This window comes from Trichococcus sp. TS_SC_9, assembly GCF_056156325.1.
The window spans coordinates 620,011-635,017 of record NZ_CM149591.1 but is presented as its reverse complement, the minus strand read 5'-3'; the positions used below and the strand labels follow the sequence as shown (position 1 = coordinate 635,017).

Sequence of the window (15,007 nt, the reverse complement as noted above, 5' to 3'; positions counted from 1 at the left end):
AGGCTGCAAAAAGAACAAATCAAACTGAAAAGGGGAAAACATTATGAACACAAAAAAATTAGTCACCACTGCCTTGATCATCGCCATGGGGGTGGTCAGCAACAGCATCTTCGTCATTCCGATCGGCATTGCAAAAGTAGCGCCGGTGCAGCATCTTTTGAACGTATTGACCGCTGTCTGGTTAGGACCGGGGTATGCCGTCCTGCAGGCCTTCAGTGTTTCTTTGCTGCGCAACCTGTTGGGAACAGGGACCGTCTTTGCCTTTCCGGGCAGCATGATCGGGGCTATTTGCGCAGGTCTGTTCTACGCCAGAACGCAAAAAATCGGTTTCGCGGCACTGGGTGAGTGGATAGGCACCGGAATCCTGGGATCGTTGGCGAGTACATTGCTTGCGCAGTTTTTTATGGGTATGGAAGCCGCATTGATGCTCTTCCTGCCGAGCTTCGCGCTCAGTTCCGCCATCGGAGCGGGAATGGCTTATTTCATCATCCTGGAAATGGGAAAAAGAAACGTGTTGGACCGGAACAGAATCTGAAGCATCTGCTCATGAAGGAAGCCGCTCTCGGAAGAGGCGGCTTTTTGCTGTCTAAAAGTGACTCCAATAGAAATAACAAAGAAAATGATTTTCATAAAATAATAATTGAAAAAACTATTTTCATGTGTTATTCTATCAGCGTAGAGGAAAAGGCGAAGGCAAGAAATACGGAGCGCGCTTTTGGTGGCTGCGCAAAACTGGAGGAGATAACGAAAAATGACAATCATCGAAGAGATCCAAAACCATTATTCCGCTTTTTCCGGGAATGAGAAAAAAATCGCGGATTACATTCTGCAGAACAAAGCATCCATCAAAAACATGAACATCAAGGATTTGGCGACGAAGGTGGAGACTTCGACCTCCAGCATCACCCGTTTCTGTAAACGCATCAACATCGATGGGTTTGTGGATATGAAGATTGCGCTGCGTTCATTGGCGAGCGACCATCCTTTGAAAGAAATGCCGACCGTCTATGACGATATCTATGGCTATTATACGCAAGTCATCGATGAAACCAATAAGATGATCGAGGATCAAGCAATCGAAACGGTTGTCGATTGGATCAGAAACGCAAACAAAACAGTCATTTACGGCATCGGCAGTTCCGGATTCACGGCGGCCGAATTGGCGCAACGCCTGATCCGGATGGGGCTGAATGTCACGGGGGTCACGGATTCCCACCTGATGATCGTCAACAGCTCGATCATCAAGGATGACGAATTAGTGATCGCCATTTCAAATTCAGGCGAGACACCTGAATTGATCGCATCACTGGAAATCGCCAAACAGAAAAAAGCGAAGATCATCGCCCTGACGAGCTTCAAAAACAGTTCATTGACGAAATTGGCGGATGTCACGTGCTTTGGTTATCACTCGCGTTTCGTCAACAATACGGCGTTCGTAAACACGCAGTTCGGGATGATGTACCTGATCGATGTGATTTCGACCTTCCTGGTGCAGGACGAGAACTTCAAATACAACATGGATCTGACGAGAGCAAATGTGCAGGGTTACTCAAAAAAATCGGAATAGAATCGGAATAGAATAGAAGAGAGGGATACACATGAAGAAAGTGATCATCCATGCGGAAGTGTATACAGGAGAAACCGTCATCGTCGACGGGTATGTCCGGTTCGAAAAAGAAATCAACGCGGTCGGGAACATGTCGGAGTACATTCCCGAACCTGACGAGGAAGTGATCAATGCGGCAGGAAGCAGACTGGTGCCTGGCTTCATTGATGTCCACAGCCATGGCGGCTACGGAGTGGACAATATGGACGGCGATGCGGATGGCATCAACAGGATGATTGTGACGATGCACCGGGAAGGAATCACCAGTTATTTTCCAACGACGATGACGCAATCTTCCGAAAATATCGAAAAGGCGTTGACCGGCATCCGCAAGGCCGCGGAAAAAAATCCAGTCATCCAAGGCATCCACCTCGAAGGGCCGTTCATTTCCGCCGTCCATAAGGGAGCGCAGCCGGAAGAACATATCAAACTGCCGGATGCAGCCTTGATGCGCAAGTGGCAGGACTTGAGCGGAGGCTTGATCCGTTTGGTCACCTATGCACCGGAGACGAGTGATGCGACTGCCTTCGAAAAGTATTGCCTGGATAACCAAATCGTGCTTTCAGTCGGACATTCGGATGCTCTTCGCAGCCAATTGCAACAGTCCAAAGCAACGCACATCACCCATCTCTTCAATGCGCAAAGAGGCCTCCATCACCGGGAGCCTGGTGTGACCGGACATGCCTTCCTGGAGGAGGGCATCTATGCGGAAATGATTGTCGATGGTCTGCATATCAATCCGGAAATGGTGAAAATCGCCTTCAAACAAAAAGGCGCTGACCGCATCGAGTTGATCACAGACGCTATGCGCGCCAAAGGGATGGGCGATGGCATCAGTGAATTAGGCGGACAGAAAGTCATCGTCAAGGATGGACAAGCCCGACTGGAAAGCGGAAATTTGGCAGGAAGTGTGCTGGAATTCCAGGAGGCTTTCAAGAACATCATGACCTTCACCGGTTGCGGCATATTGGATGCGGTAAAGATGAGTTCGGTCAACCAGGCCCGCGAATTCGGTCTGGTGCGAAAAGGGGGCATCGCTCCGGGGAAAGATGCCGATATGGTGCAACTTTCGGAGTCATTTGCGGTCGAGCGGACAATCAGTTTTGGAAAGACAGTATTCAAAAATAACAGAAAGCAGGTTACAGATCATGGAAATAATCATTAAAGCGAACCCTGAAGAGGCCAGCCGTTGTGCATTCGAAAAAATCCGCAAGCAAATGGAAAGCGGGGCGAAAGTGCTCGGGTTGGCCACCGGCAGTACGCCAGTCAGACTGTACAAAATCATGCGGGAAAGCGATCTTGATTTCTCGGATATGACATCGATCAATCTGGACGAATACATGGGCTTGTCCGAGGACAGTCCGCACAGCTACCATCATTTTATGCATGAGCACTTGTTCGATGCAAAACCCTTCAAGAAAAACTATCTGCTGGACGGCTTGGCTGATGAGGCAGAGGAGTGCGCGCAATTCGAAGCCATCATCGCGGCGAATCCGATTGATGTACAGATCCTCGGCATCGGCACGAACGGGCATATCGGTTTCAACGAACCCGGCACATCCTTTGATTCCCGGACACAGAAAGTGGCGCTATGGCAATCCACCATCGATTCCAACAAACGTTACTTTGCGGATGAAAAAGATGTCCCGCGTTTCGCCTATTCGATGGGAATCCAATCAATCCTATCTTCAAGACAAATCATCCTGATGGCTTTCGGAAAAGAAAAAGCCGCTGCCGTCAAAGCCGCGTTGGAAGGTCCAATTACGGAAGATTTGCCGGCGAGTGTTCTGCAGACCCACAAGCATGTGACTGTGATACTCGATGAAGAAGCGGCACAAATGCTCACGAAAAAATAGTGAATCAGACAATCCACAGGCTACTTCCCCATGAGTCTCCGGATTGTCGTTTTTGATTAAAACGTTTACAATGGAAGCAGAGGTAGCATGGAAAGCATGTGATTCAGGAATCCAAGGCGGTGATGGAAATGTTGACTGTCGAGACGGCTAGAACATGGTTGAGCCTGTTCGTCGAAAAGTTGGAAACAAACGAGAAGTATCTGAATACGCTGGATGAAGCGATCGGTGACGGTGACCACGGGGCCAATATGCTTCGGGGCGCCAAAGACCTGAAGGCAAAATTAGCGGAGGGGGTTCAGGCAGGGTTGTCAGATCTGTTCAAAACGGCGGGGATGTCTTTCATCCAGAAAACGGGTGGAGCAGCCGGGCTCCTTTATGGGCAAGCCTTTCTGCATATGTCGGAGGCTCTTCAAGAAGATAACGATCTGATGGCCAACCTGACAAGTGGACTTGAAGGAATCCAAACGTTCGGCCCTACGGAACTGAAGGAGAAGACCTTAGTGGATGTTTGGATTCCGGTCATGGAAGACATCCGGAATAAGCGCCTAACGTTGGGAAAAATCAATGAATATGTTATAAGTACGAAGGATTTTCACGCGAAAAAGGGACGCGCTGCTTATGTGTCGGAACAGCTGAATGGCCATATCGATCCAGGAGCTGCCTCATGCGGTTATTTCTTTGAGGCTATGTTGGAAGCGGGGGTGTATGATGAGTGAACAGTACGGTATTTTATTGGTTTCGCATGTTGCGGAGCTCGCTGAAGGGCTAGCCAGATTGCTGAAACCTGTAGCGAAGGACATTACCGTGAAAGCAGTCGGCGGAGTGGAAAACGGCGGAATCGGCACTAGTTTTGATAAAGTCACGGCAGCTCTCGATGAAATGTCAGAGCCTAATATATTGGCCTTTTATGATCTGGGCAGTGCCAAGATGAATCTTGAGTTGGTAAGTGAATCGACCAAAAAAAATCTGATCATTTGCGATGCGGCATTTGTGGAGGGAGCTTATCTGACAGCAGCTTTGTTGCAGGCGGATACGCCCTATGAAAAAATCCGTGAACAGTTGCAGGAATTGTATGTAAAATGAAATATTGAAGCCAAAAGAAACCCATGAGGTTTTCCTTTTCAAAAGGAGAATCTCATGGGTTATTTTTTTTAAAAGTGACTAGATCGCTCAGCAACAGATTTCTAGCTGGGATTCACCATGTTCTTATTAGACGCGTTCTGAATCGCAGATACCACTACCGTTTTGTAATCGTCAGTCGTCCACAAAAGAGGTGAACGGCAATCAATTACTCCAACCTACGGGGAGCAATCGATTTTTCTCACGCTCTTTATTTTGTATAGGCGAGTTTTTTTGAGATTTCTTTCGACATGCGCAGCATGTATTCTTTTATTTTTTCAACTTTTTCATCAGTCATACGGAATACGGGGCCGCTGATGCTGATGGCTGCCACGACTTTTCCGGTGTAATCGATAAGCGGTACCGAAATGCATTTAGCTCCAATCTCGCATTCCTCGTTATCCATCGCCACACCTGTTTCTTGGACAGTTTCCAACTCCTTAAAAAGAGCCTCAGGTGTTGTGAGGGTTTTGGCGGTCAATGCCGGCATTCCTTTTTCTTTCAGGATGTCCTCGATTTCCTTCTCCGTGTAGTTCTGAAGAATATTTTTTCCAACGCTGGTCGCATGTAACGGAGCTCTTTTTCCGATCCGTTGCATCGTCTTCAGCATGTTGTCCGGCCCGTTGATGACATCGATGTAAACCACTTCATGATCTTCTTCGATAGCCAAACAGGAGGATTCCTGGAATTCCTTCGATAGCGCGACTAAATCGTCATGGACCAAGTTACGGATATCATATTGCCCGCTCACCAAGCTGCCCAGTTGGGCCAATTTCAAGGTAAGTGCATATTTGGATGAGTCGGCGTTTTGGTAAACATATCCGAAGGAACTTAGCGTGCTTAAATAACGCAATACGGTGCTGCTGGGTGAATTCACTTGATCAGCGATGTCCTGCAGCCGCATTTCACCGCCTTGAGATACTAGTAATTCGATGATCTGCAATACTTTTTCGACCGATTGATTTTTTTTGACTTTTTTTTCAATCACTTTGTTTTCCCCCTCGTGAAAGGATTTCTCTTGATTGCAGTTTACCATATCCAACCGAATTTCTCAATTTTAATTTCACTAGGAGAAAATAGGTTTCAAAAGTTGTTGACAGCGGAAAAAACCTCTGCTAAACTGTGGTTACACAAAAAACAAAAACCTATTTCACAGAGTGAAATTAGATGGAGGGAAAGATATGTTAGTAGCAGAAGCGATTGTACAAATTTTGGAAAAAGAAGGAATTGAAGACGTTTTCGGAATCCCAGGCGCTGGCATCAACCCAGTATACAAATATTTGGAGAAATCCGATTCTATCAAACACATGGTCATGAGACACGAAGAAGCATGCACCCACGCAGCAGATGGATATTACCGTTCCAGCGGGAAAATGGCAATGGCTACTTGTACAGCCGGTCCAGGTGCGACGAATTTTATTACTGGAATTTATACTGCGAACATCGATTCCATTCCATTTTTGGCATTGACGGGACAATCCGTAAGATCGCAGTTGAACAAGGACGCTTTCCAGTCTGTCGACATCGTGTCGATCGCTAAACCGATCGCAAAAGGAGCCTGGTGCGTCATGGATCCGAATGAGACCGTTAACATTTTCCGCGAAGGATTCCGGATCGCACGCGAAGGCAAACCAGGCCCGATCCTGATTGACTTGCCGCTGGATGTGCAGATGGCCGAAATCGATTTTGACATCGAAAGCTACATCCCTTACGAAATCGAAAGACCGGCTCCCGAAACAGACAAAATCAAAGAGGCTCTACAATTGATTTCGGAAGCGAAAGCGCCTGTCATGATCATGGGCGGGGGTGTCATCCTTTCCGAAGCAACAAACGAATGCGTTGAGTTGGCTGAAATGCTGCAGTTGCCGGTCATCACAACCTATATGGCGAAAGGCGGCATTCCTGTCAATCATCCATTGAACGCAGGCCATGCCGGTATTCAAGTCGGCGGCCCTCTTGGGAACAAAGTATTGAGCGAAGCGGATGTTGTTTTGGGAATCGGTTGCCGCTTCACGGACCGCCATACTGGGGATATCAAAGTGTATTCGGAAGGCCGTAAATTTATCCACATCGATATCGAACCGAGCCAAATCGGCAAAATCATCCCGGCTGAGATCGGTATCGTAGCCGATGCAAAAATGGCGATTGAAGCGTTAATGGCTGAAGCGAAACAAAGGGGAACATTCGGGGCGAAAGGGCTTGTGTCGGAATTGCCGCAATTGAGCATCGATCTGAAAAGGAAAACCGACTATGACAGCAGACCGATCAAACCACAGCGTGTATTCAAAGAGATGAATGAAGTGTTCGGTGATGAAGTCATGTACACGACCGGTTGCGGATTGACGCAAATCTGGTCAGGGCAACTGCAGGACATCAATCGTCCAAGAAAATACTTGCCATCAGGCGGTGCGGGTACTTTAGGTTTCGATATTCCTGGAGCAATCGGAGCTTCTGTTGGGGCACCGGGAATCAAAACCGTTACTGTTTTGGGTGATTTCGGATTCACATTCATGGTTGAAGAAATCGCTGTTGCGGCGGTCAACAACATTCCGTTGGTTGTTGTCATCGTCAACAATGCCTACTTGGGACTGATTCGCCAAAACCAAAATTATGGCTATGGTTTTGACTACGCTGTCCGCATGGCGGAAAACCAAGGCTTGATGGATTACGTTAAGGTAGCGGAAGGCTTCGGCTGCGAAGCGGAGCGCGTCTTCAATCCGGAGGACATCAAACCATCCTTGGAACGCGCTTATGCATCGAACAGACCTTACGTCATCGATATCGTATGTGAAGAAGCGACAGATTGCTCAATGGGACCTAGCATCACAGCCGTAAGAGAATTCGTATAAATATATACGGGGAAGGGGCAGCACGCTTGTTTGCGAAAAGTCGCAACCGAGAATGTGCTGCCGTCTTTACCGGCAAATAAGCAGTCAAACAAGACAGTAAAGGAAGGGAAAATCATGATAGAACCAATGCATAAATATCTGCAGATCGGACTGATTCATTTTATGGCCTATCCACAGGCGATGAACTGGAAAGATCAAGGGAACATCGTAGAAACCGTGAAAAAAATAGTTGTGGATGATTACTTTGATGCCATCGAGGTTTCGCATATCGAGAAGGATGAAGACCGCGCCGCAATCAAAAAAATGCTGGATTCCAGCCACATGAAAGTCTGCTACGGGGCGCAGCCGAGATTATTGACGGCTGGATTGAACCCGAATGCCATCGATGAGACGGAACGGCTGAAGGCGGAAGCCATTCTGATCGATTCGATCGATGAAGCGGAATACCTCGGTGCAAAAGGGATCGCGTTCCTTTCCGGTAAATATGAGGAGGCTTCGAAGGAAGAAGCTTTCCGTCAATTGGTCAAGACGACAAAAACTATCTGCGAATACGCGACCAAGAAGGACATGACCATCACGTTGGAAGTCTTTGATTACGATCTCGATAAGAAATCACTAATCGGTCCGGCACCTTATGCTGCAACATTTGCCGCCGAAATGCGCAGTCTGGTGGAAAATTTCGGGCTGATGATGGATCTGTCCCATATTCCGCAAACACACGAGACATCAAAATATGCTATCCAAGTCACTAAGCCTTATATCACACATCTGCATATGGGCAACGGCGTCGTGAAAGAGGGCGCGGAGGCATTCGGGGATACGCATCCACGCTTCGGGTTCCCGAACAGCGTAAATGATGTTCCGGAATTATTGGACTTTTTAAGGGTCCTGCAAGCAGAGGGATTCTTTGACAGTGTCAATCCGCCAGTGCTATCCTTCGAAGTGAAGCCATGGCAAGATGAAGATCCTGATATCGTCATCGCAAACGCCAAACGGACATTGAATCGTGCCTGGAGCCTGTTATGACACAAGGAGGAAATGAAATGAAGATAGTTGTATTGGATGGCTATACGTTGAACCCGGGAGATCTCTCCTGGGAACGTCTGGAAAAATTAGGGGAATGCGCCATCTACGATCGCACTCCTAAAGATGAAGTCATCTCACGGATCAGGGATGCTTCGATCGTATTCACAAACAAAACACCTTTGACGGCTGAAATTTTCGCTGCTTGCCCGAATATCCGCTATGTCGGCGTTTTGGCGACGGGCTATAATGTCGTGGATACTGCAGCGGCCAAAGAGCTGGGTATCACCGTCACGAATATTCCGACTTATGGGACTGCATCAGTTGCTCAATTCACTTTCGCCTTGCTGTTGGAAGTGTGCCACCATGTAGGCGAGCACGACAAAGCGGTCAAGCAAGGCCGTTGGCAGGAGTCAGGGGATTTTTGCTTCTGGGATTATCCGCTGATCGAATTGGCCGGCAAGAAGATGGGCATCATAGGCTTCGGCCGGATCGGCCAGGCTGTGGCAAAAATTGCGATTGCATTCGGGATGGACGTGCTGGCATACGACCGCTTTGCCGATAAGGGCTTGGAGAACGAGCATACAAAACTCGTCGAGTTGGACGAGCTATTGGAGAACGCCGATGTTGTTTCCTTGCATTGCCCGCTATTCCCGGAAACCGAGGGGATCATTAACGCTGCCGCATTGGCAAAAATGAAGCCAAGCGCCATTTTGATCAACACGTCCCGCGGTCCGTTGATCGTCGAAGCGGATTTGGCTGCTGCATTGAATGAAGGTAAGCTGCACGGTGCGGCAGTGGATGTCGTTTCGACAGAACCCGTAACGGAAGAAAACCCATTGTTCTCTGCGAAAAATTGCTTGATCACACCGCATATTGCATGGGCGCCGATTGAAGCCAGACAGCGCTTATTGGATATCGCAATCGATAATGCCGAAGCATTTTTGGAAGGGAAGCCAGTGAATAGCGTTTCTTGATGAATTGAATTTGCAATGATTGAAAAGGAGAGCAGACATGAAACTGAGAGATGATGCAACATATATCATAAATCAATCGATTCAGGCGGTATTACCGGATAAGGCCGTCACAAATGCCTTGAGTAATATGGATATAGACAGCAACTGCCATATCATCGCGATCGGAAAAGCGGCTTGGCGCATGACAAAGGCGGCGGCGGATTGTCTGGGCGAACAATTCAAAGGCGGGGTGGCCTTGACAAAGTACGGCCATTCCCTCGGCGAAATTGAGCGGGTGACCATTTTTGAAGCCGGACATCCGATACCGGATCAGGCATCAATCGACGCAACAACTGAGGTTCTGCGTTATGTATCCAGGATTCCGCAAGAAGACACGATACTGTTTTTGATTTCCGGAGGGGGGTCAGCACTGTTTGAAAAAACGCGTAATCAGATCAGTTTGGCTGAATTGGAGGATATCAACAAGCAACTTTTGAACAGCGGCGCGAATATCGTCGAAATCAATACGATCCGTAAACATCTCTCGGAAGTAAAAGGGGGCCAATTCGCCCAGCTGTGTTCTCCTCGTCAAATCCACGCCATCATCCTATCCGATGTTTTGGGCGACCGCTTGGATACGATCGCATCCGGTCCAGCTTACCCAGATTTTTCGACGAGCACAGAGGCGCAGAGGATTGTGGAGAAATACGCTTTGAAATTGTCGGAAAAGGCACGGGAAGCCTTGCAGAGGGAAACACCTAAGTCTTTGGATAACGTAAAGAATACGCTGATCGGGAGTGTGGATATTCTGTGCCGTGAGGCGGTATCCCATGCTCAAGCGCGCGGTTACCATACCTGTCTGTTGTCGACCGCCATCGAAGAGGAAGCTTCTTCGGTAGGGGAACGTCTTGGGCAACTCGCCAGAAAAATTATCTCCGGGCAAGAAGATGCGCAGCTTCCGTGTGCGATTATCGCAGGTGGAGAGCCTGTCGTTACCATCAAAGGAGATGGGTTGGGCGGAAGGAACCAGGAATTAGCGCTGTCCGCGGCTTTTCAAATTTCCGGATTGCCGCAAGTGGTTTTGGCATCGGTCGGATCGGACGGAACGGATGGACCTACGGATGCGGCGGGAGGACTTGTTGATGGCGCCAGCTTAACGCGCATGCGACAAAGCTACGCCGATGTGGAAGGTTTGTTGGCGAATAATGATTCCAATAAAGCCCTTGAAAGCAGCGGGGATCTGATCGTTACGGGTCCTACCGGCACGAATGTGAACGATCTGATTGTTTTGTTGATAGAGAAAGCACCAGCCTAATGGAGGCTAGCATGAAACAGCTAAAGAAGGCTCGGGAAAAATTCCCGGGCCTTCTTTAGCTGTTTCATTTGTCGCACAAAGAATCCAACCAGGGGATCATTTGTTGATAGGTGCGCCGCCCGACAGGCTGTGCCAGATCAGCATCAAAGTCATGCGGCATTCCCAGGACAGGATGTAGGGAAGAGCCGGCTATCAGTTGAGCGGCTTGTTGGGTGAACCGATAGGGAACATCCTTGTCTGCGGTGCTAGCCGTAAGAAAAGTAGGCGGAAGCGACTGCAGATCGGCGTCGGACAGATTGAAGGCCGCTATTTTTGATTTGTCCTCAAGGAACAGCGGAACCCATTTCCCGCTCTGACGGGCATGGAGGTATAACGGAAATCTTTCCGTAACTGCGCCCACTGCAAGCGGCTGCTTCTGGATCAATTTTTTCAGATACGCCGCAGGTACCTTAGGAAATGTGTTGTAGTAGGTGCTGGGCTGATGGAAAGAGGGCTCATCCAGCGAATGGTAGCCATAAAAACTGGCAAGTCCTTTCAGATTGGGGTCCGTCGAGCGGGCTGCCAACAGAAAAGCCAGGTAGGCGCCGGCTGAGCGGCCGAAAAGCACATAATCCGCTGAAACCAAATTGAACAAATCCTTTCCTTCCTCTTTGAACCAAACCAATGCCTGCTGCAGGCACAGCAGGATTTCGGGCAATTGGGCTTCCGGTGCCAAAGGGTAATCGAGTGTCAGCAACGAATATCCAGCATCCGACAGCATCTGCTTATACACATCGGGAAGGTCATCGCGGTCTCCGAATACCAGCCCGCCTCCGTGCAAGTAGAGGAGCGTCAACGGTTTAGGCGAGGCTACAGCAGCAGGATAAAACGCCGCTTGCAGCGGCAAGCCTTCATACACGAAGTAAGTATTGGTTGAAATATCCATTTTTTTCATCATTCCTTTCGCTGATTTCCCTTTCACTTTAGCATAATCGCTTGCATTTAAAATGGTACGATGTGTACATATGGCACAAAAATATATCCGATTTTGTGTATTATGTTAATGATAAGCTATCAAGAAGCGCTTACAATATGAGTATGATATTTCGGAGGAGGAAACGGAAACATGGACTGGTTTAAGACAATTCAAGAAAATATTGATTTATTATCGGGTATCGGCAGCGATCCAACGGGCGGTATGACGCGCTTGCTTTACTCCGATTCTTGGTTGGAAGCTCAGAATGCCGTAAAAAACAAACTGGAAGAAATCGGAATGGAAACACATTTTGATGAAATCGGAAATCTTTTCGGAAGAATGGAAGGTTCGGAATACCCGGATGAAACAATCATGTCCGGTTCGCATATAGACACCGTCATCAATGGGGGCAATCTGGATGGCCAATTCGGTGTGATAGCGGCTTATGTCGCTATGGCTTACTTAAAAGAGACATATGGACAGCCATTGCGATCAATGGAAGTCATCTCGATGGCCGAGGAAGAGGGCAGCCGCTTCCCGACCGTATTCTGGGGAAGCAAAAACTTTGTGAATGAAGCCAAAATCGAGGACGTCGAGGCGATCAGCGATTTTGAAGGCATCCGATTTGTGGATGCGATGCGTCAAGCCGGATTCGACTTCAAGAAGGGTGAACAGAAGCGAAGGGAAGATATCAAGGCTTTCGTGGAACTGCACATCGAACAAGGGAATGTCCTTGAAAACCAGGGGCTGCAAATTGGAGTCGTCAACAGCATTGCCGGTCAACGGCGTTATACCATCATTCTGAAAGGTCAAGCGAACCATGCCGGAACGACACCGATGGGTTACCGCCGCGATGCAGTTTATGCTTTCAGCCGGATTTGTGCTGAGTCGATCGAAAAGGCGAGAGGAATCGGTGATCCGTTGGTGTTGACCTTCGGAAAAGTGGAACCGAAACCGAATACGGTGAATGTGGTGCCGGGAGAAGTTCTGTTCACAATCGACTGCCGTCATACGGACAGCAATGTGCTGATTGATTTCACCCAAAAACTGGAGCAACGCATCAATGAAATTGCGAATGAAATGGATATCGAGGCAACCATCGATCTTTGGATGGACGAAGCACCCGTTCCGATGGATGCAAACATCGTCTCGATCCTCGAGGAAGCCGCTAAAAAAGCACATATGAAATACCGCGTGATGCACAGTGGAGCCGGACACGATTCCCAAATCATCGCACCGCATTACCCGACTGCCATGATTTTTGTTCCAAGCATCGGGGGCATCAGCCACAATCCGGCTGAAGCAACCAAGCTTGAAGATTTGGTGGAGGGCGTCAAGATGATGGCAAGCGCGCTTTACGAGTTAGCATACAAATAGAAAATATCAAACGGATAGGGTGGATAGAAGGATGGGCTATAAGAACAAGCAAACAGGTTATAGAGACGGACTCTTGGAATCAAGAGCCGTCATAAAAAGAGCAAACTACGCTTTGATCCCACATGATGGATTGGTGAAAAATGTCGTTCCCGGATTTGAAAATTGCGAGGTCACGATTTTGGCTTCGCAAAAACTGGGAGCCAGCTTTGTGGATTACATCATTTCGATGCAGGCCGGCGGCAATAATGTGCAAGGCTTCGGAGCTGAGGGCGTAGAAACCTTTGTTTACGTCGTAGACGGAAAGTTGAAAGTAAGTGATGGAACGGAGAGCCATGAATTGGAGACTGGTGGTTACGCCTACTTGCCGGCTGGCGTGTTGATGCATCTGGAAAACAACCAGGAAGAGGCTACGGAAATCTTCCTTTACAAAAAACGCTATGAACCTTTGGAAGGCCATGAAGCGCGTAAAGTCGTGGGCAACATCAATGACTTAGTTCCTACCGAATATGAAGGGATGAAAGATGTCTTGTTGTGGGATCTGTTGCCGACTGATATTGGTTTTGACATGAATTTCCATATCCTTTCGTTCGAACCGGGCGCTAGCCATGGCTATATCGAAACCCATGTACAGGAACACGGAGCGTACATCCTGTCTGGTCAAGGTATGTACAACTTGGATAATGACTGGATGCCTGTAGAGAAAGGCGATTATATCTTCATGGGCGCATATGTGCCGCAAGCCGCATACGCAGTCGGCAGAGGTGAGCCATTGCGTTACGTCTATTCTAAGGACTGTAACCGCGATCCTAAAATTTGAGGACAAGGAGCATAACAAATGGAAGGCACAGGAATAGAAGTTGAGGCGAAATTAGTTACTGTAATGCCTGATGAACTTCATCGACTGATCAAAAATAAATTAGAGGGAGCAGGACTGCATCCTGAGCAAGCAAATGAGGTCGCCAACCACTTGGTGTTTGCGGATTCTTCCGGAATCCATTCCCATGGTGCCGTACGCGTCGATTACTATGCTGAAAGAATTTCCAAGGGTGGAGTGACCCTTTCTCCTGATGTTTCTTTCGAAAAGACAGGAGAAAGTACTGGGATTTTTCATGGCGACAACGGAATCGGCCAGTATGTCGCGAACCTGGGTCTGAAGGAAGCGATTGCCATGGCGAAGGAAGCTGGTGTAGCGGTGGTGGGCATTTCCAGAATGAGCCACAGCGGCGCATTGTCCTACTATGTGAAACAGGCGGCTGAGCAGGATCTGATTGCGATTGCCATGTGCCAATCCGATCCGATGGTTGTTCCTTTCGGAGGTTCGGAAATCTATTACGGAACAAATCCGATTGCCTTTTCGGCGCCAAGGAAAAATGGTCCGCCGATCGTCTTCGATATGGCAACGACTGTACAGGCTTGGGGGAAAATCCTCGATGCCCGTTCAAAAAATAAAGCCATACCGGACACTTGGGCAGTGGATAAAGATGGGAAACCGACAACAAATCCACATGACGTCCATGGATTACTGCCGATTTCGGGTCCAAAAGGGTACGGACTGATGATGATGATTGATATTTTATCAGGCGTGCTGTTAGGGCTGCCTTTCGGGAAGCATGTTTCCTCTATGTATGACCAAATTTCTGAAGGACGCAACCTTGGGCAATTATATATCATCATCGATCCAAAAAAATTCACGGATATAGAGAGTTTCAAAGAAAAAATCGAGACGACGGTGGCGGAATTGCATGAAGTCAAACCGGCAGCCGGGTTCAGTCAAGTCTATTATCCAGGCGAAATCAACCAATTGAACTATGAAAAGTACCAGCAACAGGGTATCCCTGTCGAGGAGAGCATTTACGCTTATCTGAAAAGTGAACTGATTCATTTTGACCAATACGGCGGCAAGGGAGCCTTTGCGGAATAAGCATTTGATCGAAGCACACAAAAAGAAACG

General features: G+C 48.2%; 16 protein-coding genes. 14 read left to right on the top strand and 2 right to left on the bottom strand.

What is annotated here, in order from left to right:
• Window positions 1-43 precede the first annotated feature (43 nt).
• The 7 genes from thiW (at window position 44) to dhaM (ending at window position 4,545) form a co-directional block, all read left to right on the top strand.
• On the top strand, window positions 44-535 hold the full coding sequence (thiW, locus tag AC0J5I_RS02850; RefSeq protein WP_475303458.1) for an energy coupling factor transporter S component ThiW: 492 nt from the start codon (window positions 44-46) through the stop codon (window positions 533-535).
• A gap of 11 nt (window positions 536-546) precedes the next feature.
• Window positions 547-804, top strand: a complete 258-nt coding sequence (locus tag AC0J5I_RS02845; RefSeq protein ID WP_475303454.1) for a hypothetical protein — start codon at window positions 547-549, stop codon at window positions 802-804.
• Window positions 752-1,567, top strand: a complete 816-nt coding sequence (locus tag AC0J5I_RS02840) for a MurR/RpiR family transcriptional regulator (RefSeq protein ID WP_475303450.1) — start codon at window positions 752-754, stop codon at window positions 1,565-1,567. The genes AC0J5I_RS02845 and AC0J5I_RS02840 overlap by 53 nt, the downstream gene beginning before the upstream one ends.
• A gap of 31 nt (window positions 1,568-1,598) precedes the next feature.
• Window positions 1,599-2,771, top strand: a complete 1,173-nt coding sequence (gene nagA, locus AC0J5I_RS02835) for an N-acetylglucosamine-6-phosphate deacetylase (RefSeq protein ID WP_475303445.1) — start codon at window positions 1,599-1,601, stop codon at window positions 2,769-2,771.
• Window positions 2,755-3,462 (top strand): glucosamine-6-phosphate deaminase, encoded by a 708-nt coding sequence (gene nagB, locus AC0J5I_RS02830; protein WP_475303441.1) that lies wholly within the window; start codon window positions 2,755-2,757, stop codon window positions 3,460-3,462. Before nagA ends, nagB begins: the two co-directional genes overlap by 17 nt.
• A 122-nt stretch (window positions 3,463-3,584) precedes the next feature.
• Window positions 3,585-4,178, top strand: coding sequence for a dihydroxyacetone kinase subunit DhaL (dhaL, locus tag AC0J5I_RS02825; protein WP_475305470.1), 594 nt, complete (start codon window positions 3,585-3,587; stop codon window positions 4,176-4,178).
• Window positions 4,168-4,545: a dihydroxyacetone kinase phosphoryl donor subunit DhaM gene (gene dhaM, locus AC0J5I_RS02820; protein ID WP_192875258.1), complete on the top strand. Its 378-nt coding sequence runs from the start codon at window positions 4,168-4,170 to the stop codon at window positions 4,543-4,545. The genes dhaL and dhaM overlap by 11 nt, the downstream gene beginning before the upstream one ends.
• 247 nt (window positions 4,546-4,792) lie before the next feature.
• On the opposite strand, the gene AC0J5I_RS02815 is transcribed toward dhaM, so the two are convergent.
• Window positions 4,793-5,569, bottom strand: a complete 777-nt coding sequence (locus AC0J5I_RS02815) for an IclR family transcriptional regulator (protein WP_180687950.1) — start codon at window positions 5,567-5,569, stop codon at window positions 4,793-4,795.
• Window positions 5,570-5,762: 193 nt separating this feature from the next.
• Here AC0J5I_RS02815 and AC0J5I_RS02810 point away from each other — a divergent pair, with 193 nt between their 5' ends.
• The 4 genes from AC0J5I_RS02810 (at window position 5,763) to AC0J5I_RS02795 (ending at window position 10,724) form a co-directional block, all read left to right on the top strand.
• Window positions 5,763-7,430, top strand: a complete 1,668-nt coding sequence (locus AC0J5I_RS02810; protein WP_475303433.1) for a thiamine pyrophosphate-dependent enzyme — start codon at window positions 5,763-5,765, stop codon at window positions 7,428-7,430.
• Window positions 7,431-7,544: 114 nt separating this feature from the next.
• On the top strand, window positions 7,545-8,456 hold the full coding sequence (locus tag AC0J5I_RS02805; RefSeq protein WP_475303429.1) for a sugar phosphate isomerase/epimerase family protein: 912 nt from the start codon (window positions 7,545-7,547) through the stop codon (window positions 8,454-8,456).
• Window positions 8,457-8,473: 17 nt separating this feature from the next.
• Entirely contained in the window at window positions 8,474-9,430 is a 957-nt protein-coding gene (locus AC0J5I_RS02800) for a D-2-hydroxyacid dehydrogenase (protein WP_475303425.1), read from the top strand.
• Window positions 9,431-9,467: 37 nt separating this feature from the next.
• Window positions 9,468-10,724, top strand: coding sequence for a glycerate kinase type-2 family protein (locus AC0J5I_RS02795; protein WP_475303421.1), 1,257 nt, complete (start codon window positions 9,468-9,470; stop codon window positions 10,722-10,724).
• Window positions 10,725-10,788: 64 nt separating this feature from the next.
• On the opposite strand, the gene AC0J5I_RS02790 is transcribed toward AC0J5I_RS02795, so the two are convergent.
• On the bottom strand, window positions 10,789-11,661 hold the full coding sequence (locus tag AC0J5I_RS02790) for an alpha/beta hydrolase (protein WP_475303418.1): 873 nt from the start codon (window positions 11,659-11,661) through the stop codon (window positions 10,789-10,791).
• 168 nt (window positions 11,662-11,829) lie between these two features.
• Here AC0J5I_RS02790 and allC point away from each other — a divergent pair, with 168 nt between their 5' ends.
• From allC to allD, 3 genes are read left to right on the top strand one after another with little or no spacing between them, the layout of a single operon-like run.
• Window positions 11,830-13,056, top strand: a complete 1,227-nt coding sequence (gene allC / locus AC0J5I_RS02785) for an allantoate deiminase (RefSeq protein ID WP_475303414.1) — start codon at window positions 11,830-11,832, stop codon at window positions 13,054-13,056.
• A gap of 31 nt (window positions 13,057-13,087) precedes the next feature.
• Window positions 13,088-13,873 carry a (S)-ureidoglycine aminohydrolase gene (gene allE / locus AC0J5I_RS02780; RefSeq protein ID WP_475303410.1) on the top strand — a complete coding sequence of 262 codons (786 nt, stop codon included), beginning with the start codon at window positions 13,088-13,090 and terminating at the stop codon, window positions 13,871-13,873.
• A gap of 18 nt (window positions 13,874-13,891) precedes the next feature.
• Window positions 13,892-14,977 (top strand): ureidoglycolate dehydrogenase, encoded by a 1,086-nt coding sequence (gene allD, locus AC0J5I_RS02775; RefSeq protein WP_475303407.1) that lies wholly within the window; start codon window positions 13,892-13,894, stop codon window positions 14,975-14,977.
• The last annotated feature ends 30 nt before the right edge of the window (window positions 14,978-15,007 follow it).

What these genes read in the sequence shown, in the direction of transcription:
- thiW (WP_475303458.1), top strand. Translation starts at nt 44, where the DNA reads ATGAACACAAAAAAATTAGTCACCACTGCCTTGATCATCGCCATGGGG.
- AC0J5I_RS02845 (WP_475303454.1), top strand. Translation starts at nt 547, where the DNA reads ATGAAGGAAGCCGCTCTCGGAAGAGGCGGCTTTTTGCTGTCTAAAAGT.
- AC0J5I_RS02840 (WP_475303450.1), top strand. Translation starts at nt 752, where the DNA reads ATGACAATCATCGAAGAGATCCAAAACCATTATTCCGCTTTTTCCGGG.
- nagA (WP_475303445.1), top strand. Translation starts at nt 1,599, where the DNA reads ATGAAGAAAGTGATCATCCATGCGGAAGTGTATACAGGAGAAACCGTC.
- nagB (WP_475303441.1), top strand. Translation starts at nt 2,755, where the DNA reads ATGGAAATAATCATTAAAGCGAACCCTGAAGAGGCCAGCCGTTGTGCA.
- dhaL (WP_475305470.1), top strand. Translation starts at nt 3,585, where the DNA reads ATGGAAATGTTGACTGTCGAGACGGCTAGAACATGGTTGAGCCTGTTC.
- dhaM (WP_192875258.1), top strand. Translation starts at nt 4,168, where the DNA reads ATGATGAGTGAACAGTACGGTATTTTATTGGTTTCGCATGTTGCGGAG.
- AC0J5I_RS02810 (WP_475303433.1), top strand. Translation starts at nt 5,763, where the DNA reads ATGTTAGTAGCAGAAGCGATTGTACAAATTTTGGAAAAAGAAGGAATT.
- AC0J5I_RS02805 (WP_475303429.1), top strand. Translation starts at nt 7,545, where the DNA reads ATGATAGAACCAATGCATAAATATCTGCAGATCGGACTGATTCATTTT.
- AC0J5I_RS02800 (WP_475303425.1), top strand. Translation starts at nt 8,474, where the DNA reads ATGAAGATAGTTGTATTGGATGGCTATACGTTGAACCCGGGAGATCTC.
- AC0J5I_RS02795 (WP_475303421.1), top strand. Translation starts at nt 9,468, where the DNA reads ATGAAACTGAGAGATGATGCAACATATATCATAAATCAATCGATTCAG.
- AC0J5I_RS02790 (WP_475303418.1), bottom strand. Translation starts at nt 11,661, where the DNA reads ATGATGAAAAAAATGGATATTTCAACCAATACTTACTTCGTGTATGAA.
- allC (WP_475303414.1), top strand. Translation starts at nt 11,830, where the DNA reads ATGGACTGGTTTAAGACAATTCAAGAAAATATTGATTTATTATCGGGT.
- allE (WP_475303410.1), top strand. Translation starts at nt 13,088, where the DNA reads ATGGGCTATAAGAACAAGCAAACAGGTTATAGAGACGGACTCTTGGAA.
- allD (WP_475303407.1), top strand. Translation starts at nt 13,892, where the DNA reads ATGGAAGGCACAGGAATAGAAGTTGAGGCGAAATTAGTTACTGTAATG.